The sequence below is a fragment of the Rhodopirellula sp. UH5 genome (assembly GCF_056839225.1).
Map to the genome: position 1 here is coordinate 5,494,039 of NZ_CM166390.1, position 19,709 is coordinate 5,513,747.

The window sequence follows — 19,709 nt, forward strand, 5'->3', positions numbered from 1 at the left end:
TCAAACAAGGTTCCACATGATGATTGCACCCTTTCGACTGCTCTTCGGTTTCGTGGCTGTGTTGGTGTCGACGTCGATTCAATGTCAGACGGTCTCCGCTCAGTTCGGCGGACTCTTTGGTGGCCCCAAAGTGGAAACCATCGACACGCAGACGGTGCGGCAGTTACTGGCCAACCAGAAGAAGCAAGACGACCAAGCGAAACAAAACGGTTCGGAGGTTTCCGATCCGGGATTCGTGGTGGTGGATGTGCGTTCGGAGAAGGAAACCCAGGTGTCTGTGATTCCCGGTGCGATCACGAAAGCGATGTATGAGAAAGATGCTGCCAAGTACCGTGGCCGACTGGTGATTCCCTACTGCACGGTGGGCGGTCGCAGTGGTGCGTATGCCAAGCAGTTGGTGGGAAAGGGCGTGAAGGTCAAGAACTACAAAGGCAGCATTCTGAAATGGGTGGATGCGGGATTGCCGCTGGTCACACTCGAAGGTGAGTCGACCAATCGTGTGCACACTTACAGCGATCGGTACAAGATTCCGTCGAAGTATGAGCAAGTGACGGAGTGATGATGGCCAAGAACCTCGTTCTATTGGGTGTCGGTCACACGAACGCTCACATCGTTCAGCAATGGGAAACCAATCCCATCGAAGGCTGTGAACTGACGTGCATCAGCAAGTTCGCAACCGCGACCTACTCAGGGATGTTGCCGGGAACTCTGGGTGACCAGTTCACCGACGGGGAGATGCGAATTGATTTGAAAGCCTTGTGCAAACGGGCCGGTGCCCGGTTGATTTTGGCAGAAACAAGCGGCCTCGATTTGAAAACGGGGAAGGTGTTGTTTGCCGACCATGAAGCCGTTGCCTTTGACGCGTTGTCGATTGGCGTTGGATCGATGCCCGCCGGGTGGGAAACGCATGCGGAGGCAGCATCGCTGGTTCCGATCAAACCGATGCAGACATTTTTGCCGCGGTTGAATCAACACCTCGCAACGGCGCAAGCGGATAGGAAGCGGCCGTCGAAAGTCGCGATTGTTGGTGGTGGGGTTGCCAGTGTCGAAATCGCCTTGTGTCTGTTGCAGCATTGTGAGCGACAAAAGCTGAGTCGCCAGGTTTCGATTGAGATCTTCACCAGCAGTGAGACCGTTGCCGAGGGCATGACACCACGCAGTGTCCGCCGCATTGAGCAGATCCTGGCGTCACGGGGGATCCAGGTGATTGCCGGGCAACGAGTCACCCACGTTGGGGACACGTTCTTGGAAACCGAAAATGGCGACCGGCACGAGAGTGAGGTCGTTATTTGGGCCACCGGTGCCGCGGCGCCACCGGTGCTGTCGAAGTTGGGGTTGCAGACTGACGATCGAGGTTTCATCGCGACATCGAAAACGCTTCAGTCGCTGACCGACCCGCGCGTTTTCGCTGTTGGCGACTCGGGAACGATCCTGGAATCCCCGGTGCCCAAAGCAGGGGTTTATGCCGTCAGGCAGTGTCCAGTGTTATCGCACAACCTTCAAGCATTCTTGTCGGGCGGTTCGATGGATGCATTTGACCCCCAAAGTGACTTCTTGAAGTTGCTGAACACCGGTGACGGCAAAGCACTTCTGCAGTACGGCTGCATCACGGCCCATCGTCGTTGGTGTTGGCAGCTTAAAACATGGATCGACAAGCGATTCGTTTCTGAATTTCAAGTTGACCGTTGCGTCGATTCATCCAACCAGGAGGCAAACTGATGAGCGGGCAAGCATTCAAGAAGGTGTTCTCGGGCCTTTCCAAGCTGATTGTGGCAGGCGTCGCAATGGTCGTTCTGTTAGGCACGATCGCGTGGCTGTCTGGCATGCTGGAGGAAAAGGTCGAACCGGGGTGGAAGGCTCCTGCTGATGCGAAGCTCGGGGACCAGCCAACCGACACGGTTCACGAAGTCGAGAAGCAAACGATCGAGGAAGCCATCGGAACCCTGAAGGCGTCTAGTCGAACGATCGTGTCGGCCAAGTTGATGGCAACGATCGATGAGATCACGGTCGTGGCCGGTGATCAGGTCGAAAAAGGGCAAACGCTGATTCGCTTGGATGACAAGGAATACCAAAGTCGTTTGGCACAAGCTAAACGGGGATTGGAAGCTGCCACGGCGAACCGGGAGCAAGCGGAGAAGCATTTCAACCGAGTGAAGCTATTGCAGCAGCAGAACGCCGCTTCGCGATCGGACTTTGACAACGCCAGTCGCGATGTGCAGGTGACCATTGCCGAGGAGGCGAGAGCAATGCAAGCGGTTCGTGAGGCGGAGGTGATGCTTTCGTACGCGACCGTGACCGCAGCCAAGAGCGGGCGAATTGTTGATCGCAGTGCCGAGCCTGGCGACATCGCCCAGCCTGGCCAGCCGATCCTGACGCTCTATGACGAGACCTCATTGCGACTGGAGGCTCCCGTGATGGAGCATTTGGCAGTGAAGTTGCGTGCGGGTGACGAACTGGACGTCAAAGTGGATGCTCTCAATCGTGTCTTTCGAGCAACGGTGGATGAGATTGTTCCTCAGGCGGACGCACCCAGTCGATCTTTCTTGGTGAAAGCCAGCCTGCCGAAATCGGAGGATCTGTACGAAGGGATGTTCGGTCGATTGTTGATTCCATCGGGAACCCGCCGGCATCTCTGTTTGAACACGGATGCCGTGGTCCGGATCGGGCAACTGGAGTTTGTCGATGTGGTGCTGCCCGACGGGGTCGTGGAGCGTCGCTTGATTCAAAGTGGCAGCCTGGGAATGCCCGGGCGGAAAGAGGTGCTCAGCGGCGTGGATGTTGGCGAGCGAGTGGTGCTGCATCCCGAGGCCGGAACGGTGAAGACGGAAGGAGCACCCGATCATGAGTGATCCCGTCGTTCAACCGGATGGTTCGCCCCTGCTGACTCGGATTGTTGAGGTGTTCCTGCGTGGCGATGTCGCGATCATGTTGATCGTGGTGTCGTTGATGCTGGGGGCGGCTTCGTTGATTCTGACTCCTCGTGAGGAAGAACCTCAAATCGTTGTGCCGATGGCCGATGTGATGGTTTCCGCACCGGGGCTTTCCGCCGCGGAGGTGGAACGCCAAGTCACCGATCGTATCGAAAAACTGCTGTATCAAATCGATGGGGTGGAGTATGTCTATTCGATGTCCAGCCCTGGATCGTGCATCGTCACGGTGCGGTTCTTCGTCGGCGAAGATCGGGAAGATTCCCTGGTCAAGCTTTACAACAAAATCAATTCTTCCACGGATTTGATTCCACCATCGGTCGATGCTTGGGTTATCAAACCGATCGAAGTCGATGACGTGCCGATTGTGATCGCGACGTTGTGGTCCGAGCAACCGGAACGCTATGGCGATCATGAACTGCGACGGATTGCCGAGGAACTGCAGCATGAGTTGCAGTCGATTCCGAATACCAACCGAGTGGACGTGATCGGGGGAAGGCCTCGACGCATCAATGTGCAATTGGACGCGCAACGTTTGGCGGCGCATCAGGTCTCGCCGCTGGACGTTGCCGCGGCCATGCGAGTCAGTAACGTGACTCGCCGCAATGGTCAGTTCGAACAACAGAACCAGTCCTTTCATGTGGAAACGGGCACGTTTTTCCGCAGCGTCGACGAACTGAGCGAGATGGTGGTCGGTGTCAACGGAAACCGGCCGGTGCACTTGAAGAACGTGGCGACGGTGATCGATGGACCCGCCGAGTCCGAAAGCTACAGCTGGATTGGTTTTGGTCCTGCGGACCAAGAGCATGCTGATGCGGATGCATCGGTGTTTCCGGCCGTCAATCTTTCGGTTGCCAAACGCAAAGGCAGCAATGCGGTGCATGTTGCCGATGCAGTGCACGCCAAGATGGAAGCACTGGCCGATTCCCATCTTCCCGCCGGTGTGAAGTATCGCATCACCCGTGACTACGGTGAAACAGCGAACGACAAGGTCAACGAACTGGTCGAAGGTCTCGTGGTGGCGGTGTTGACCGTCATTGGATTGATTGGGCTGACGATGGGGTGGCGTCCGGCGCTGGTGATCGCCTTGGCAATCCCGGTGTGTTACAGCTTGACCCTGTTCATCAACTTGATGGTGGGATACTCGATCAACCGGGTCACGATGTTTGCGTTGATCCTGGCACTGGGTTTGTTGGTGGATGACCCGATCACCGATGTCGAGAACATCGCCAGGTATTACGCGATGAAGATCTTGCCGCCTCGTCAATCGGTTCTGCGAGCGGTTCAGGAGGTGCGTCCCGCATTGCTGCTCTCCACGTTGGCGATCATTGCAAGTTTTTTGCCGCTGGCATTCATCACGGGCATGATGGGACCGTACATGGGTCCGATGGCGTTGAATGTGCCTCTGACGGTGACGATCTCCACGTTGGTGGCGTTTGTGATCACGCCCTGGTTGGCCATGGTCTCGTTGAAACAGCTGGATGACTCGCATCACGTGAATGAATACGACGTCACCACCACACCTCTTTACCGACTTTCGCGATGGGTTCTGTCACCGATCTTGAAAGGGCGTTGGATGGCCACCGGCGTGTTGCTGGCCATCGGCGTGATGTTGGTCGCCGCGATGATGCTGCCGGTGTTCCGCAAGGTCCCCGTGAAGATGCTGCCGTATGACAACAAGAATGAATTTCAACTTGTCATCGACATGCCCGAAGGCACGACCCTGGAACGCACCGACGCAGTGGCTCGCCGGCTGGGAAGTTACCTCGGCGGGTTGTCAGAAGTCCGTGACTACGAGGTGTTTGTCGGACTCAGTTCGCCGATCGATTTCAACGGGCTGGTGCGGCACTATTTCCTTCGGCAGGGCAACCATGTCGCCGACATCCGTGTCAACTTGGTCGACAAAGATCATCGGATTCAACAGTCTCATGAATTGATCCTGCGGATTCGTGACGACATCGATCGCTTGGCCGATTCGATGGACGCGAATGTGAAGTTGGTTGAGGTGCCACCGGGGCCGCCTGTTTTGTCGTCGATTGTGGCGGAGGTCTACGGGCCACCGGAAGGCAACTACGCACATCAGATCTCGCTTGCTCGGCAAGTCAAAACGCGTCTGGGATTGGAGCCCGGCTTGGTGGACTTGGACGTCAGCGCGGAAGACGATCAAGTGCGGTTTGTGTTTGAGACTGACAAACCCAAGGCGGCGCTCTCAGGGATCTCCACGCAAACGATCGCTGACACCGTCGAAGCGGTGTTGAGTGGGAGCAAGGCCACGGTGTTGCACTTGCCTGACGAGGTCGAACCGTTGTGGGTGGAGTTGAGACTTCCTCGGGAACGTCGCTCAGCGCTGGATGATTTGGAAGAGATTTATGTGCGAGGCAGCGGTGGCCAAATCGTGCAGTTGGGATCGTTGGGCAAGTTTCGCGAAACGGTGGAAGACAAAACGATCTATCACAAGAACCTGCGGCGGGTCGTGTATGTCTACGCCGAAGTGGCTGGTCGACCACCCGCGGATGCGATCATGGACATTGAGTTCGACCGTGTCGATCAGCGGGCTGATGTGGGACAAGCAAGTGATCTGGCGAACGCGGGCACGCCCGCTCCCGCCATCACGCCCATTCCGCTTGAACAACGTTCTTGGCTGTCGATGGGGGGTGGTGTGCCCTGGTCCGTTCCAAGCGGTTACAGCGTGGTCTGGTCGGGGGAAGGTGAGTGGGACATCACGTTGGATGTTTTCCGTGATCTTGGTCTGGCCTTTGCCGCCGCGTTGTTAGGGATCTTCGTGATCCTGATGTTTCAGACCGGTTCGCGTTTGTTGCCGTTGCTGATCATGACCGCGATTCCGCTGTCCATGATTGGGATCCTGCCTGGTTTTTGGTTGTTGAATTTGATCATGGACCAACCCATCGGTGGGCACCCCAATCCGGTGTTCTTCACCGCCACGGCGATGATTGGGATGATCGCGTTGGCTGGCATCGTGGTTCGCAACTCGGTGGTTTTGATTGACTTCATTCACTTGGCCGAAGCCGAAGGCCATGACCTGCGTGAATCGATCATTCGCAGCGTCGCAGTTCGCACGCGGCCCATTTTGTTGACCGCAGGCACCACGCTGTTGGCCAACTGGGTGATCACGCTCGATCCCGTGTTTTCGGGGCTCGCGTGGGCCATCATTTTCGGCATCCTCACATCGACCGGCTTCACGCTGATCGTCATTCCCGCAGCCTACTGGTTGCTCTACCAACCGAAGGCCATTGCGAAATGAACAACATGCAAAACACTCCCTCTCAACCATGCGGCGAAGCGGATTCCCGACTCCGCGAACGGGTCAACCAATCATTGAAGCGACTGGGGTTTGACCAAGCTCGTTTCGTAAGCGTGGAAGACAAGACGGTGAAGCTTTCGTGTCCCATTTTGGATCGCAACGATCGGTGCATCGTGAACGCCGCGATTCGTCTCTTGGCCGGTGTTTCCTCCGTCAAATTTGTCACGGAGGAGAGGCAAGACGCATGAGGAGGTTCCTTCCCTTTTTGAAGCTGGCTGTGGTCATCGTTGGCATTGCTGGAGCGGTTTACTGGTTTCGATTCAAACCCGTTGCAGTGCTTTCGCATCCCGTGCAACGAGGCACCATGGTCGAGGAGGTGATGGGGACCGGGACGCTGGAGGCACGTGTGTCGACCACGATCAGCCCCAAAATCTCAGGCCGCATCGAAGCTTTGTTGGTTGATCAAGGGGACCTTGTTTCGGCGGGGGACGAATTGGTTCGGTTGGACAATCGTGATCTGGAGCAACAAGTCGCGATCGCGGTGGCCAACGTGGAGGCGGCCAAGGCTGCGATTGAACGATTGAAAGCCGACAAAGAACGGGCAGCCGTGGTGCTGACGCAGGCAGAGAAAAACTACCAACGCATTGAGCAACTCGCCAAGCGGGATGCGACCAGTCAAGGCGACTTGGATCAATCCGCGGAGGCGTTGGGGGTCGCTGTGGCGGACGTGGCGCGGGCGGAGGCTGGGATCAACGAGGGGCAGAAAGGTCTGATTTCCGCACAAAAAAGTTTGCAGTATCAACAAGCACGACTCAGTGACACGGTCATCGTGGCACCCTTTGACGGAATGATCGTCAAGCGAAATCGAGAACCAGGCGATGTCGTGGTTCCCGGCAGTTCCATCTTGACGTTGATTTCAACACAAGAACTTTGGATTCGCGCTTGGGTGGATGAAACGGAGATGTCGAAGTTGGATCCAGGTCAAGCGGGACGCGTGGTCTTTCGGTCCGAGCCTGCACAGTCGTATCCTGCCGAGGTCGCTCGATTGGGACGCGAGGCAGATCGCGAAACACGTGAGTTCATTGTCGATGTGCGTGTTCTGGAGCTTCCCAGAAACTGGGCCGTCGGCCAGCGCGCCGAAGCGTTCCTCACCGTTGCCGAACCGCAAGAAGTCCCGCTGGTTCCGAAGTCATTTTTGGTCCGGCGAGACGGACGGGATGGTGTCTTTGTCAACGACAACGGCACGGCGACTTGGCGAACGGTCACGCTTGGATCAGACACGGCCGACACGATCGGGATCATCGAGGGACTGGAGTCGGGAGAAGTGATCGTGAGGCCCGTTTCCCCCAGCGGATCACTGGCGGATGGTCGGAGGGTTGGTGTCCAATGAATTTGGCCTTCAAAGACATCCAGCACAACTTGGGGCGTTTCGTTCTGACGTCCATTGGGATTGGCATGTTGTTGATGGTCGTGATGGGGATGGGCGGGATCTACCGTGGCATCATTGAGGATGCCACGCTGTTGGTGGACCGTGTCGACGCAGACATCTGGGTGGTTCAACGCGATACTCGCGGGCCGTTTGCCGAACTCTCTCGCGTGCCTCCCACGCTGGTGCATCGCGTGGCGTCCGTGCCCGGTGTCGAGTCGTCTCGTGAGTTTGTGTATCACACCATTCAGCGGGAGCGATTGGGGAAACCGTTGCGAATCGCCGTGCTCGGGTTGGATTGGCCAAACGATCGCGGTGAGTGGTTGCCGCTGGCTGGGGGGCGTTCGCTTCGTCAAGCTCACTATGAAATGGTCGCGGATCGTTCGCTGGGCATGGGGGTGGGTGAGAAGATCCGATTGGGGAAAGATGACTACACGGTGGTTGGCGTCACTGAGAGCATGATCAGTGCCAGCGGTGACGGGCTGGCCTTCTTTTCGATCGCCGACTCGCAGGCGATTCAGTTTGACAATCCTGGCGAAGCGGTTCGCTTGGAGCGAGCGGCCAGGCGTGCCCGCGGCGAAGCCTTTGAGGCAGTGGTTGGCCAGCCTGCACTGCTGGAGAATGCATCGAGGCCGACGGCAGAACTGCCCGGCGTCGCGCGGTCGCAGGTGAGTGCGGTGATGGTGAAATTGTCGCCCGAAGCCCGGGTGGATGAGGTGGCATCGAGCATTGAAGGTTGGGGGGATGTTTCGGTCTTCACCAGCGATGGCCAAAAGGAATTGTTGTTGCGTGGGACGGTCGAAAAAGCGCGACGTCAGATTGGGATGTTCCGGGTTTTGTTGACCGCGATCGCAGCGATCATCATGGCATTGATTCTGTACACCCTGACCTTGGACAAGATTCACTCGATCGCCTTGTTGAAACTGATCGGTGCATCCAACGTTGTCATTCTGGGATTGATTTTGCAGCAAGCCCTGGTGCTCGGTGCGGTGGGATACCTCATCGCTTACACGCTGGGCAGCCAGTTGTTTCCCCACTTCCCACGTCGCGTGATTCTTGCCGACGCGGATCTGGTTCAACTTGCCATGGTGGTGATCGGGATTTCGATTGGTTCCAGCCTGATGGGGATTTGGAAGGCCCTGCAAGTCTCACCCAACGAGGCTTTGGTATGAACGGACTGTCTTCCAGTGAACCTGCCGCCTCGGTTCAGCCCGCCATCGTGGCTTCCGTTTTGACCAAGCGATACGGTAGCGGGAACACCGAAGTGGTGGCGATGCGAGAGGCCTCGATGACGGTTCAGGCAGGCGAAGTCGTTGCCTTGCTCGGCCCCAGCGGCAGCGGCAAGTCGACGTTTTTGACTGCCATTGGGCTGATCAATCCTCCGACTTCCGGCACGATCGCGATTCGTGGGACGGTTGTTTTGGAAGGCGAATTGTCCCGCGTCAATTTGCGTGCTTTTCGCAGGGAACACATCGGGTACGTTTTTCAAAAATCCAATTTGATTCCGTTTCTGTCTGCCATTGAAAATGTTCAGATCGCGATGCTGCTCAATGGAGAATCCAAGCGAGCTTCGCGGAAGCGAGCGTTCGAGCTGATGGACTATCTTGGGGTCGCGGATCGAGCCGACAATTTGCCCTCGATGTTGTCCGGGGGGCAACAACAACGGGTTGCCGTGGCCCGTTCGCTGGCCAATCGCCCCAGTGTTATCCTGGCGGATGAACCCACTGCGGCGCTGGATGGTCATCGTGGCCGGCAGGTCATGGAGTTGTTTGCCAAGGTCGCTCACGAACAAGGTTCAGCGGTGATTGTTGTCACTCACGACCATCGTTCGCTCGACGTGTTTGATACGACTTACGAAATGGAAGATGGCGTCATTGCCAAATCACACCACTCTCTCTCGGGAATTTCCTCATGAAACGAATGTTACCTGTTGTTCTTTTTAGCCTCATGATCGTCTCGGCATGGACCGCGACGGCACAGGACAAGGGGCTTGCCGTTGACGTGTCCCCAGCCGACGCGGCGGGAGCTGCATCGGTCATTCCGGATGGCATCAACGACAAGTTCAAAGACCCGGAACTGAACGTCGATGAGTGGCTGGATCGTTTCGAGGTCGAAAGCCGCGAGGTTTATGGAGCTCGCAAACAAGTGTTGAAGGCGTGTGGGATCAAGCCCGGTGAACGCATCGCCGACGTGGGAGCTGGCACAGGGTTCTACAGCCGTTTATTCGCCAAGACGACTGGCTGGGACGGGTGGGTTTATAGCGTCGACATTTCACCCAATTTCTTGCAGCACATCGCCGCCAGAGCGACCGCCGATGGCATCGAGAACCTCACCACGGTTTTGGGGACGGACGTGTCGATTCGACTCCCGCCCGAATCGGTTGACTTGGTGTTCATTTGTGACACTTACCATCACTTTGAAAGCCCGCAGCAGTCACTCGCGTCGATCTATCGAGCTTTGAAGCCTGGCGGGCGATTGGTCCTGATCGACTTCGAGCGAATCCCTGGTGTGTCGCGAGAATTCTTGATGGGACATGTGCGAGCTGGAAAAGAAGTCTTCCAAAGCGAAGTCGTCGAAGCAGGCTTTGAATTCACTGACGAAGTCAAAGTCGATGCCTTCGAAGAAAACTATCTGTTGCGGTTTTCAAAGCCAGCCAAGTAGTCGCTGTCGTGGAGTCAGCCAGCCGGCACATCCTGCTGGCGACGGCTTCCGAAAGAATGGCGGCTCAGCACGGATCAAGGCCATCTTCATGGGGATGGCCTGGGCGTGTCGAGCGGAGTGTTTGCGGGCAACTCCAGAGTCCCGTTGCGACCACCCTTCTGAGCTTCATTTGATTGGGCTGTATTTTCAGAGACATGGAATCATGATCAAACTCACCTACCTTCGTTTGTCGCGTGACGCCATGGCATTGGCGGTCGTTTCGCTCATGATCGCTTCGGCTTGGCTGGTTTGGCAGCCTTGGGACCATGCCGTGCCGGCAACGCCATCCACGCCCGTTCCATGGGTTGCCAATCAGGCTGTCTACTCTGCGCAGGCGTACCCGCCCGGAAAACTTGGCGAAATCGTTCGGATAGGGGAGACGTTGGTGAACGAAACCAACGAACACCCGCTGACGAAGCCGTTCATTGGCAACTCGCTCAAGTGCACCTCGTGTCATCTCGATGGGGGGCGGCATGAGAAGGCGGGTTCGTTCATCGGAGTCGCTGCTGCGTACCCGGCCTATTCCCCGCGTGAGCAAAGTGTGATCACGCTGGAGGATCGAATTTTGAATTGTTTCATCCGCAGCCAAAACGGCACACGACCAGCGAATGGTTCTGAAATCCCAGTCGCGATCGCCGCTTACATCACGTGGTTGTCCCAGGGCACGCCCTTGAAGATGAACCCGGAGAAACCGCTTGGTCCAAACCACATGACGCTGCTGAGCGGTTCTCCTGAACCGCCCAGCATCGAACGAGGTGAATCGATCTACATGGATCGCTGTGCCGATTGTCATTCGGACGATGGTTTGGGGACGGACGAAGGGCCACCGGTTTGGGGCGACGAGTCGTTCAACGATGGGGCGGGATTGGCGGGCGTGCCCAAGTTGGCGTCCTGGTTGAAAGTCGCGATGCCGCTGGACGACACGGATTTGTCCGACCAAGAAGCGTTTGATGTGGCCGCCTACATGAACTCGCACGGTCGACCCAAGTTCGAACCGAAGTAAGGGGCTGGCAGCGGGTTCGATGAGGGATTGGGGAAGGGGCTGGATTTCAGTCGTGCAAGCGGTTTTGGTGCCTCATTTGCATGAGTGCAGGAGGAGCGGAATTGACAGATAAACTGCATTTCTTTATCGTGTATCGCCGATAAGCAATTTAAAGGGCGTTTGAGTGTCGAAAGTCGGGGCGCTGGCGAGCATTTCGAAGTGAATGATCGTATTTCGACGATGTGCGATGGTGTGCGAGGGAGCACACCGCAGTGAGCGGAAGAGGGCCAAGTCGTTTGAGTCCCATTCCGATTTGACAGTCCAACTCATTTTTGACGAGAAAACGATGAAAAACGTTCAGGTCTATGACAAGCCAATGTGTTGCTCAACAGGGGTGTGTGGTCCCGATGTCGATCCCGTGCTGCCAAAGTTCGCTGCGGATCTCGATTGGCTCAAGCAGCAAGGCCATCAGGTGGACCGCTTCAATCTGGCTCAACAGCCTCAAGCCTTCATTGAGAACAAGGTGATTCATCAACTGTTGAGCACCGCCGGAACGGATTGCTTGCCAGTGGTCCTTGTCGACGGGGAAGTCGTCAGCCAAGCCGGTTATCCCTCACGGGAAGATCTTGCGGCCTGGGTCGAAGGTGGTGCAGCCAAACAAGGCTTGCCGGTCGCGAGCTCCGATGGTGGTTGTTGCGGATCGAGTGGCTGTTGCTAGAGCGAACGAAGTCTGGTCTCCAAAGGAACTGAATCATGAAATTCTTAGATCATCCCACCCGCAATTTGTTCTTCACCGGAAAAGGTGGGGTCGGGAAAACTTCCGTGGCGTGTGCGACGGCAGTCAAGCTTGCGGATGCTGGCAAGAAGGTCTTGCTGGTTTCCACGGATCCGGCCTCCAATCTGGATGAAGTGTTGGGCGTCACGCTCGGCAACCATCCGACGGCGGTTCCGGAAGTTCCAACGCTGTTTGCGATGAACCTGGACCCTGAGAAGTCGGCAGCCGAGTATCGGGAGCGAATGGTCGGGCCGTATCGCGGTCTGTTGCCGGAGGCAGCCGTGAAAAGCATGGAAGAACAGTTCTCAGGATCGTGCACACTTGAGATCGCGGCCTTTGATGAGTTCTCACGCTTGCTTGGGGATCCTTCTGCCACGGCTGAGTTTGAGCATGTCATCTTCGACACCGCGCCAACGGGCCACACGTTGCGGTTGCTCACGTTGCCTTCGGCGTGGGATGGTTTCATGGAACAGAACACGACGGGGACCAGTTGCCTGGGCCCGCTGGCTGGATTGCAGGCTCAGCAGAAGCTGTATCAAGAGTCGGTGAAGGCGCTCGGCGATTCTTCGGCGACCACGCTGGTGTTGGTCGCGCGCGCCGAACCGAGTGCTCTGCGGGAAGCCGATCGAACCAGCGCCGAGCTGGCGGAACTCGGAGTGAAAAATCAGCATCTTGTGGTCAATGGTGTCTTCCAAGCCATCGACTCAAGCGACCCGTATGCAGTCGCTCTGCAACAGCGAGGTGCCACGGCTCTGGACGCGATGCCGGAGGGACTCAATGCTCTGCCGCAAACGATTGTGCCACTCAGCCCTAATGGCATGCTCGGGATCGATTCCCTGCGATTGCTCGGGACGATCGATTCCGCTGCGGTGACCGATGCAATCGGCGAAGGGGCTGATCCGACGAATGAGTTGCCGATGCTGTCTGAGTTGATCGATGATTTGGTGGCTCCCGGCCACGGGGTGATCTTGGCGATGGGCAAAGGTGGTGTTGGCAAGACCACCGTTGCTGCGGCGGTTGCGGTTGCCATTGCGGAACGTGGGTATGACGTCCACCTTTCCACGACCGACCCAGCGGCTCACCTCGCAGCGGCAATGAACGACGAACGCTTGCCAAATCTGTCGGTCAGTCGCATTGATCCGGAAGTCGAAACCGCCAAGTACTCAGCGGAAGTCTTGGGTAAAGCGGGCAAAGACCTGGACGAGCAAGGTAAAGCACTTCTCGAAGAAGATCTGCGATCGCCTTGCACGGAAGAGATTGCTGTCTTCCGTGCGTTTGCCGACGCCGTTGCCAGTGGTGCCAACCAATTTGTCGTGCTCGACACGGCTCCCACAGGGCACACGGTGTTGTTGCTGGATTCCGCGTTGGCCTATCACCGCGAAGTCACACGGCAAACCAGCGAGATGCCAGAAGCCGTGGAAAACTTGCTTCCACGACTCCGCGATCCAGACTTCACCCGCGTGTTGATCGTGACGCTGCCGGAGTCGACGCCGGTGCATGAAGCGGCTTCGCTGCAGCGAGACCTGCGACGCGCCGAGATCGAACCATACGCGTGGGTGATCAATCAAGTGCTGTCGCCGCTGCCCCTGACCGATCCGTTGATGAAACAACGGCAATCGCATGAGCAGCAATACCTGCGGGAAGTCAGCGAGGTTCAGGCCAATCGAGTCGCCATCATTCCCTGGCAACTCGAACCGCCAACGGGACTGCAGGGGCTCAGTCGCCTGACTCATTCGGACCTCAGTACCTCAGCGTCTTAGGAGATTCCACCATGGCGAAGATTCAAGTGCTCGGCACGGGCTGTTCCAAGTGCGGCTACCTGTTGAAAAACGCAGAAGCTGTCGTGGAGGAGCGGCAAGCGGGCGATACCGTCGAGAAAGTTGACGACATCATGGAAGTGCTCGAGTTCAATCCTTCGGCGCTACCTGCCCTCGCCATCGATGGCAAAGTCGTCTCGGTGGGGACGGTGCCCAGTCCAACCGAGATTCATCAACTCATTGACCAATCAAACCAAAGAGAGAATCTGTGATGAAGACCAAGTCCCTGGTCAGCCTGTTGCTGCTGGCGTTTGTCGCCGTCAGCATTGCCATGGCCATTCGCAAGGTTGGACCGTCAACCGCTTCTGGATCGGCGGAGGCCGTTTCAGCACAAACCACGACCGCGGCGGCAACGCCAGTGGGCCTGCAATCCAAGCTCGCTGAGTCATCGTTCAACGCGGTTTACTTCCACGCGCCGCATCGCTGCCCGACCTGCCGCAAGATCGAGAGCTTTTCTCAGGAAGCACTCACCCCGGAGATCGAAGCAGGCGAGCTCGCATGGCAGATCGCGGACTACACGTCTGACGAGAACTCATCGTTCGTCGATCAGTTCAAGGTCTTCACTTCGACAGTCGTGTTGGTTGAGATGAAAGACGGAGAAGTGGTCCGTTGGAAGAACCTCGAAGAGGTTTGGAATCACACCAGCGATCAAGCCGATTTCACGGCGTTCATCAACGAAGCCTGGTCCGAATTCAAAACGTCTTGATGGGAGCTTGTCAGCCATGAATGGCTATTGGATCGCGGCTGGTTCCGCATTGTGGTTGGGGATTTTGACTTCCATCAGTCCCTGCCCGCTCGCGACGAACATCGCGGCGGTGTCGTATGTCAGTCGCAACTTGGGTCAGTCCTGGAAAACCGTTGTCTCCAGTTTGCTGTACACCTTCGGGCGTGTGTTGGCCTACACGGTTCTGGGGACGCTGGTTGTTGCAAGTTTGTTGTCGGCACCGGGGTTGGCGGTTGGACTGCAGAAGTATCTCAACCTGTTTCTGGGCCCACTGCTGATTCTTGTCGGAATGATCTTGTTGGGGCTGATCGAGTTGCCAACGGGTTCTGGCCAAGGGATCCAGCGTCTTCGCGAGAAGTTTGAAAAGCTTGGGTTCGTTGGATCGGCGTTGCTGGGGATTCTGTTTGCGCTCAGCTTTTGCCCCGTGTCAGCCGCCTTGTTCTTTGGCAGCCTGATTCCCTTGGCGGTGAAGAATGATTCCTCTGCTTTCCTGCCGGCTCTGTACGGTGTTGGCACCGGTCTGCCCGTCCTGGTGTTTGCGATCCTGTTGGTGTTTGGCAAGCAGTCGTTTTCCGCGTTCTTCACCAAGGTGACCCATGCAGAAACCTGGCTCCGCCGGATCACTGGTGGCAGCATCTTGGCGGTCGGGATCTACATCACGATCCAGCAAGTTTACTTGAGTTGAGGAGCAGCCTCGCCTTCGCTGGGCATTTCGAATTCAGCAAACGACTTGCGCGTTCGATTGGCATAGGCGACGAGCGCCAACATCACCGGCACCTCCACCAGGACACCCACGATCGTGGCCAGCACCACGGGCGAGGATGCCCCGAACAGCGTGATCGCCACGGCAACCGAAAGCTCAAAGAAGTTGGAGGCACCAATCATGCCCGCAGGCGCCGCGATGCTGTGTCGGCAGTGGAGTTTGTAGCAGACCCCATAGGCCAGGAAGAAAATCAGCACCGTTTGAATGATCAGCGGAACGGCGATCAGCAGGATGTGCAGTGGATTGTTGAGGATCACTTCCCCTTGGAATGAAAAGATCAGCACCAATGTCAGCAGCAAACCCGCAATGGTGATGTTGTTGAATTTCGGCAGGAAAGCGTTTTGGAAGTACTCCTCGCCTTTGGATCGAATCACCAAATGACGAGTCAGGACTCCGCCCGCCAATGGGACAACGACAAACAGAACCACCGAGATGATCAGCGTCATCCAGGGAATCGTGATCCCACCGATGCCCAGCAAGAATGCCACGATGGGGGTGAAGGCAACCAAGATGATCAAGTCATTCGTTGCGACTTGAACGACGGTGTAAGCTGCGTTGCCGCGAGTCAGGTGACTCCAGACAAAAACCATCGCCGTGCACGGCGCGGAACCCAACAGGACGGCACCGGCCAGATAGTCTTTGGCCAGTTCGGGTGAGATCCAGGGCTTGAACACCACGTAGAAGAAAAATGCCGCAATCCCGAACATCGTGAACGGCTTGATCAGCCAGTTGACGATCCAAGTGACAAACAAACCTTTCGGGTTCTTGCCCACATTCTTGATGCTGGCGAAGTCGACCTTCATCATCATCGGGTAGATCATCAACCAGATCAGGAAGGCGATCGGAATCGAAACGTTGGCGTATTCAAACTTGGCGAGGAACTCGGGGATCGCCGGCAGAAACTTCCCGATCAGCACCCCGATCACCATGCACAGAGCGACCCAGTAGGTCAGGTTCTTTTCAAAGAAGCTGATCGCAGTCTTTTCAGCCTTGGTCATGTCGTTTGTCCTTCCGATTTCATGAGCTGGGAGCATTCGTCCCACGTTGGTTCGGTTTAACTTTTTTGCGTCCGCGTCAAGGCGAAGCTTTTTTCGTGTTTCGTTTGGGGCGGCATCCCTCAAATGCCTTCGCGAGGGTGCGAAAGGAGTCGGTGAGGTGCTTGTAACGCACGGCATAGAAAACCGTGCGGCCTTCTTTGGTGGCGGTGAGGACGCCGGCTTTTTCCAGTGCACTCAAGTGGCGTGAAACCACGGACAAGTCCACCACGCAGCATTCCGCGAGTTCGGTGACCGAGCATGGCCTTCCGCACTTGGCCAAACACGAAAGCAGTTTCAACCGCGTCGGTTCACCAAGCGCTTTGAACAGTTCCGCGTCGAGCGAGTCATCGATCGGCCCGCAGCACTGAGAGGCTTCTTGTGGATTCATGATCAACCATTTGCATGCATGTTTGCGTCAGTGTGCAAGCATTGCGGATTGCAAAATGGGTGTCAAGGTGAGTCTTCCCTCTGGGCGGGCCTCGCAAAGCAGCCGATGATGCAAGGAATCAGGACAGGGAATGCGAAATGACTGTCGGGCTGGGTTCATGGAACGGACATTGCCATGCTGAATTCAATCGAGAACATGAATGAGATCGAGAACGCAGATGGAATTGGAGCGGAAGCAAGCCCTGCCACTGGGCGAGTTTGTCACCTTGATGGCGTTGATGATGGCCTTGGTCGCCCTGGCGATCGATGCGATGTTGCCAGCCCTGCCCGTCATTGGGGAGGAATTGGGGGCCACGCACGCCAACGACAGTCAGCTCATCGTGTCCCTGCTGTTCTTGGGCATGGCGCTGGGGCAATTGTTCTTTGGCCCTCTCTCGGACAGCGTGGGCCGGAAACCGGCGCTCAGCGCGGGGTTGGGGCTCTTCATCGTGGGTTCGCTGATTTCGATGTTCGCTGGAAGCTTCACGCTGGTGTTGGTTGGACGTTTTGTGCAGGGGCTCGGCGTGGCTGGCCCGCGAAGCGTGTCGCTGGCGTTGATTCGCGATCAGTATCACGGCCGGTCGATGGCACGCGTGATGTCGTTTGTGATGACGATCTTCATCCTGGTGCCTGTGATCGCACCCACCTTGGGTCAGGGAATTCTGTTGGTGGCGGATTGGCGTGCGATCTTTGGGGTGCTGGCCATTCTCGCCCTGATGCTGTTTGGCTGGTTTGCATGGCGACAGCCAGAAACCTTGTTGTCGGCTCAGCGAGTGCCCTTTTCAACCCGACGGATCCTGCACGTCACCCGTGAGATCGGCACGAATCCGATCGCCTTGGGTTACACGGTGGTCGCCGGTTTGGTGTCGGGAGCGTTTCTGGGTTTCCTGAGTTCGGCACCCCAGATTTTCCAGCAGCAATACGGGCTCGGGTCGCTGTTTCCGATCTACTTCGCTGTGTTGGCTTCGTCTGCGGGAGTGGCGTCGCTCTTGAATGCCAACTTGGTGATGCGATTTGGGATGAGCGTCTTGATCGGACATGCGATGCGTTTGCTGACCGCCACCTCGGTTGTCTTCCTGGGATTCGCGGTTCTGCAGGCAGGCAGTCCCCCGTTGTGGACCACGATGGGCTACCTGCTGGTGATTTTCTTTGCCATCGGGATTCTGTTTGGCAATCTGAATTCGATGGCCATGGAACCACTCGGGCACGTCGCCGGGATAGGCGCGGCTCTGGTGGGCGCTGTTTCGACTTTGATTTCGGTGCCGCTCGGCATCCTGATTGGACACAGTTACAACGAGACCATCGTGCCACTGGTCAGTGGCTTTGCAGTCCTGGGGGCTCTGTCCTTGTTGGTCATGCGGTGGGTGGAAAGCCGTTTTCTACGACCAGCTCTTCCAGGCTGAGTTGTCCTGGTTTCGGCCAAGGTTCTTTGGTGCCTTTGCCGATCGCGACCATGGGGCCCATCACGTGATCGTCGGGAAGGTGGATCAGTTTGGCGACCGCTTCGATATCAAAGCCGATCATCGGGCATGATTGATACCCCATGCCTTGGGCCGCCAGCATCATCGTTTGCATTGCCATGCCGATCGAGCGTTGGGCTTCGTCACGCTGAAGCCACTCGCGGCCTTGATGGAATTCACCCATCCAGTTGACGATCATCTCGGAGATGTCAGTGGGGACATTCACCCAGTAGCGAGAAGGGGCTTTTTCCCAGGCTTTGGTGTCCCCGGTGAACAGCACCAGCAACGATGCGTCCGTGATTTGTGACTGGTCGTTCCCGTGTTCCTTGCGAATCTTCGCCCGCAGTTCTGGATCGCGCAGGATCACGAACCGCCAGTGCTGGATGTTGAAACTGGTTGGGGACTGGATTGTGGCTTCGAGCAGCTCCTTCTCTTCCGCATCGGTGAGTTTGTGGGCTGGATCGAATGCCTTGGTGGATCGGCGTTGGTAGATGGCGTCTTTGACTTGCATGGGGGCTTCTTGAGATCGAGTTGTCGGTCGTGGGAGACCAAGAGATGGCTTTTGGAGGCGTCCTTCCGCCCACACGGATGCGGAAGGTCTGCTTGGGATGTCGGCGAACCTGCATGCTCGTTGACCATCGCAAGGATCGTCTGAATCCGAGTTCTGCGAAACGTCGTGGAGCCGCGACAAGCTGTCGCTGTTGGGACCATCCGAGGGCGGCCGTTTTCGGGATTCGTTCGGGGCCGCGTTCGGTTGGGGGGCATCACAAGAGCCTCTCCCGAAACGAAATCCGGCGGGAGTTCGAACGAAGCCACTCAGCCAGGTATGTGTGTGGCTGGTGCCTTGGGGATCGCACACTACAATTCGGCAAAAAGCGGCTTGCATGGTTGGATCCGTTTCCAAACCACTGAATCCTGGCTGCCGAACTTCGCCCTTTGAACTCAAAGAGACTTGTGTGGACTTTCCTGCAATCGTGACAGCCATCTTCGGAGCTTTTGTCGTCTTTGGAGGAGTGATGGGCTATGTCAAAGCGAAAAGCAAAGCTTCGTTGATCGCAGGCAGCATCACGGGGGGGCTCCTCCTGCTGTCAGCGTTCCTGATGGCCCGAGGCATCACAGCCGGGGCAATCTTAGGGATCGTTGTATCGCTCCTGTTGATCGGTCAGTTTGGGCCTTCGCTTGCGAAGAAGTTCAAAGTGATGCCCAACCTGTTGGTGGTCATCCTTGGACTGATCACCCTCGGCACCTTGGTTTTCAGTTTCTTCCGGTAGGTGCGGAGAATGACAGCTGACGAGCCCGTGTTCGATGCGTTGAATCCCCAAAAGACCCCCGTCCCCTTTTCCGCAGCGTCCCCTTTTCCGCAGTCGTCTGAACGCTTCAGTGGCGGGCACCGGAGTTGTAAAACCCAAA

General features: G+C 56.8%; 20 protein-coding genes. 17 read left to right on the forward strand and 3 right to left on the reverse strand.

What is annotated here, in order from left to right; genetic code table 11:
* Positions 1-16: 16 nt before the first annotated feature.
* From UH5x_RS19510 to UH5x_RS19580, 15 genes are all read left to right on the forward strand, one after another.
* Entirely contained in the window at positions 17-559 is a 543-nt protein-coding gene (locus tag UH5x_RS19510; protein WP_236695964.1) for a rhodanese-like domain-containing protein, read from the forward strand.
* Positions 559-1,719 (forward strand): FAD-dependent oxidoreductase, encoded by a 1,161-nt coding sequence (locus UH5x_RS19515; protein WP_047812641.1) that lies wholly within the window; start codon positions 559-561, stop codon positions 1,717-1,719. The genes UH5x_RS19510 and UH5x_RS19515 overlap by 1 nt, the downstream gene beginning before the upstream one ends.
* Positions 1,719-2,849, forward strand: a complete 1,131-nt coding sequence (locus UH5x_RS19520) for an efflux RND transporter periplasmic adaptor subunit (protein WP_482633396.1) — start codon at positions 1,719-1,721, stop codon at positions 2,847-2,849. Before UH5x_RS19515 ends, UH5x_RS19520 begins: the two co-directional genes overlap by 1 nt.
* Positions 2,842-6,189 (forward strand): efflux RND transporter permease subunit, encoded by a 3,348-nt coding sequence (locus UH5x_RS19525; protein WP_482633397.1) that lies wholly within the window; start codon positions 2,842-2,844, stop codon positions 6,187-6,189. The genes UH5x_RS19520 and UH5x_RS19525 overlap by 8 nt, the downstream gene beginning before the upstream one ends.
* 5 nt (positions 6,190-6,194) lie before the next feature.
* On the forward strand, positions 6,195-6,437 hold the full coding sequence (locus tag UH5x_RS19530) for a hypothetical protein (protein WP_482633398.1): 243 nt from the start codon (positions 6,195-6,197) through the stop codon (positions 6,435-6,437).
* Positions 6,434-7,579 (forward strand): efflux RND transporter periplasmic adaptor subunit, encoded by a 1,146-nt coding sequence (locus tag UH5x_RS19535; RefSeq protein WP_047812645.1) that lies wholly within the window; start codon positions 6,434-6,436, stop codon positions 7,577-7,579. Before UH5x_RS19530 ends, UH5x_RS19535 begins: the two co-directional genes overlap by 4 nt.
* Positions 7,576-8,787, forward strand: coding sequence for an ABC transporter permease (locus UH5x_RS19540; protein WP_482633399.1), 1,212 nt, complete (start codon positions 7,576-7,578; stop codon positions 8,785-8,787). Before UH5x_RS19535 ends, UH5x_RS19540 begins: the two co-directional genes overlap by 4 nt.
* The gene (locus UH5x_RS19545) at positions 8,784-9,530 is read left to right on the forward strand and encodes an ABC transporter ATP-binding protein (RefSeq protein WP_083434730.1); all 747 of its coding nucleotides are present in this window, start codon (positions 8,784-8,786) and stop codon (positions 9,528-9,530) included. The genes UH5x_RS19540 and UH5x_RS19545 overlap by 4 nt, the downstream gene beginning before the upstream one ends.
* Positions 9,527-10,276: a class I SAM-dependent methyltransferase gene (locus UH5x_RS19550; protein ID WP_482633400.1), complete on the forward strand. Its 750-nt coding sequence runs from the start codon at positions 9,527-9,529 to the stop codon at positions 10,274-10,276. Before UH5x_RS19545 ends, UH5x_RS19550 begins: the two co-directional genes overlap by 4 nt.
* Positions 10,277-10,478: 202 nt before the next feature.
* Entirely contained in the window at positions 10,479-11,318 is an 840-nt protein-coding gene (locus UH5x_RS19555) for a c-type cytochrome (RefSeq protein ID WP_482633401.1), read from the forward strand.
* 325 nt (positions 11,319-11,643) lie between these two features.
* Positions 11,644-12,015: an arsenite efflux transporter metallochaperone ArsD gene (gene arsD, locus UH5x_RS19560; protein ID WP_047812742.1), complete on the forward strand. Its 372-nt coding sequence runs from the start codon at positions 11,644-11,646 to the stop codon at positions 12,013-12,015.
* Between the two features lie 35 nt (positions 12,016-12,050).
* Positions 12,051-13,832 (forward strand): arsenical pump-driving ATPase, encoded by a 1,782-nt coding sequence (gene arsA, locus UH5x_RS19565; protein ID WP_482633402.1) that lies wholly within the window; start codon positions 12,051-12,053, stop codon positions 13,830-13,832.
* Between the two features lie 11 nt (positions 13,833-13,843).
* Complete coding sequence (locus UH5x_RS19570; protein WP_047812649.1) at positions 13,844-14,101, forward strand: thioredoxin family protein; 258 nt, start codon at positions 13,844-13,846, stop codon at positions 14,099-14,101.
* Entirely contained in the window at positions 14,101-14,595 is a 495-nt protein-coding gene (locus tag UH5x_RS19575) for a nitrophenyl compound nitroreductase subunit ArsF family protein (RefSeq protein WP_482633403.1), read from the forward strand. Before UH5x_RS19570 ends, UH5x_RS19575 begins: the two co-directional genes overlap by 1 nt.
* Positions 14,596-14,611: 16 nt before the next feature.
* Positions 14,612-15,298 (forward strand): aromatic aminobenezylarsenical efflux permease ArsG family transporter, encoded by a 687-nt coding sequence (locus UH5x_RS19580; protein ID WP_047812651.1) that lies wholly within the window; start codon positions 14,612-14,614, stop codon positions 15,296-15,298.
* Here the strand turns inward: UH5x_RS19580 and arsB are convergent.
* The gene (gene arsB, locus UH5x_RS19585; RefSeq protein ID WP_482633404.1) at positions 15,286-16,374 is read right to left on the reverse strand and encodes an ACR3 family arsenite efflux transporter; all 1,089 of its coding nucleotides are present in this window, start codon (positions 16,372-16,374) and stop codon (positions 15,286-15,288) included. The genes UH5x_RS19580 and arsB overlap by 13 nt on opposite strands.
* A 76-nt stretch (positions 16,375-16,450) precedes the next feature.
* Complete coding sequence (locus tag UH5x_RS19590) at positions 16,451-16,801, reverse strand: ArsR/SmtB family transcription factor (protein ID WP_047812743.1); 351 nt, start codon at positions 16,799-16,801, stop codon at positions 16,451-16,453.
* A 199-nt stretch (positions 16,802-17,000) separates the two neighbouring features.
* On the opposite strand from UH5x_RS19590, the gene UH5x_RS19595 reads away from it, so the two are divergent.
* On the forward strand, positions 17,001-18,242 hold the full coding sequence (locus UH5x_RS19595) for a multidrug effflux MFS transporter (protein ID WP_482633405.1): 1,242 nt from the start codon (positions 17,001-17,003) through the stop codon (positions 18,240-18,242).
* On the opposite strand, the gene UH5x_RS19600 is transcribed toward UH5x_RS19595, so the two are convergent.
* Positions 18,193-18,810 carry a nitroreductase family protein gene (locus UH5x_RS19600; protein ID WP_482633406.1) on the reverse strand — a complete coding sequence of 206 codons (618 nt, stop codon included), beginning with the start codon at positions 18,808-18,810 and terminating at the stop codon, positions 18,193-18,195. The two genes, UH5x_RS19595 and UH5x_RS19600, sit on opposite strands and share 50 nt — an antisense overlap.
* A 445-nt stretch (positions 18,811-19,255) precedes the next feature.
* Here UH5x_RS19600 and UH5x_RS19605 point away from each other — a divergent pair, with 445 nt between their 5' ends.
* Positions 19,256-19,570, forward strand: a complete 315-nt coding sequence (locus UH5x_RS19605; RefSeq protein WP_482633407.1) for a TMEM14 family protein — start codon at positions 19,256-19,258, stop codon at positions 19,568-19,570.
* Positions 19,571-19,709 lie beyond the last annotated feature (139 nt).

Excerpts from the sequence above, each read along its gene's own strand:
- UH5x_RS19535 (WP_047812645.1), top strand. The coding sequence starts at position 6,434 with ATGAGGAGGTTCCTTCCCTTTTTGAAGCTGGCTGTGGTCATCGTTGGC.
- UH5x_RS19545 (WP_083434730.1), top strand. The coding sequence starts at position 8,784 with ATGAACGGACTGTCTTCCAGTGAACCTGCCGCCTCGGTTCAGCCCGCC.
- UH5x_RS19550 (WP_482633400.1), top strand. The coding sequence starts at position 9,527 with ATGAAACGAATGTTACCTGTTGTTCTTTTTAGCCTCATGATCGTCTCG.
- UH5x_RS19555 (WP_482633401.1), top strand. The coding sequence starts at position 10,479 with ATGATCAAACTCACCTACCTTCGTTTGTCGCGTGACGCCATGGCATTG.
- arsB (WP_482633404.1), bottom strand. The coding sequence starts at position 16,374 with ATGACCAAGGCTGAAAAGACTGCGATCAGCTTCTTTGAAAAGAACCTG.
- UH5x_RS19520 (WP_482633396.1), top strand. The coding sequence starts at position 1,719 with ATGAGCGGGCAAGCATTCAAGAAGGTGTTCTCGGGCCTTTCCAAGCTG.
- UH5x_RS19595 (WP_482633405.1), top strand. The coding sequence starts at position 17,001 with ATGAGATCGAGAACGCAGATGGAATTGGAGCGGAAGCAAGCCCTGCCA.
- UH5x_RS19510 (WP_236695964.1), top strand. The coding sequence starts at position 17 with ATGATGATTGCACCCTTTCGACTGCTCTTCGGTTTCGTGGCTGTGTTG.
- arsA (WP_482633402.1), top strand. The coding sequence starts at position 12,051 with ATGAAATTCTTAGATCATCCCACCCGCAATTTGTTCTTCACCGGAAAA.
- UH5x_RS19515 (WP_047812641.1), top strand. The coding sequence starts at position 559 with ATGATGGCCAAGAACCTCGTTCTATTGGGTGTCGGTCACACGAACGCT.
- UH5x_RS19570 (WP_047812649.1), top strand. The coding sequence starts at position 13,844 with ATGGCGAAGATTCAAGTGCTCGGCACGGGCTGTTCCAAGTGCGGCTAC.
- arsD (WP_047812742.1), top strand. The coding sequence starts at position 11,644 with ATGAAAAACGTTCAGGTCTATGACAAGCCAATGTGTTGCTCAACAGGG.
- UH5x_RS19525 (WP_482633397.1), top strand. The coding sequence starts at position 2,842 with ATGAGTGATCCCGTCGTTCAACCGGATGGTTCGCCCCTGCTGACTCGG.
- UH5x_RS19540 (WP_482633399.1), top strand. The coding sequence starts at position 7,576 with ATGAATTTGGCCTTCAAAGACATCCAGCACAACTTGGGGCGTTTCGTT.
- UH5x_RS19580 (WP_047812651.1), top strand. The coding sequence starts at position 14,612 with ATGAATGGCTATTGGATCGCGGCTGGTTCCGCATTGTGGTTGGGGATT.
- UH5x_RS19590 (WP_047812743.1), bottom strand. The coding sequence starts at position 16,801 with ATGAATCCACAAGAAGCCTCTCAGTGCTGCGGGCCGATCGATGACTCG.
- UH5x_RS19575 (WP_482633403.1), top strand. The coding sequence starts at position 14,101 with ATGAAGACCAAGTCCCTGGTCAGCCTGTTGCTGCTGGCGTTTGTCGCC.
- UH5x_RS19600 (WP_482633406.1), bottom strand. The coding sequence starts at position 18,810 with ATGCAAGTCAAAGACGCCATCTACCAACGCCGATCCACCAAGGCATTC.
- UH5x_RS19530 (WP_482633398.1), top strand. The coding sequence starts at position 6,195 with ATGCAAAACACTCCCTCTCAACCATGCGGCGAAGCGGATTCCCGACTC.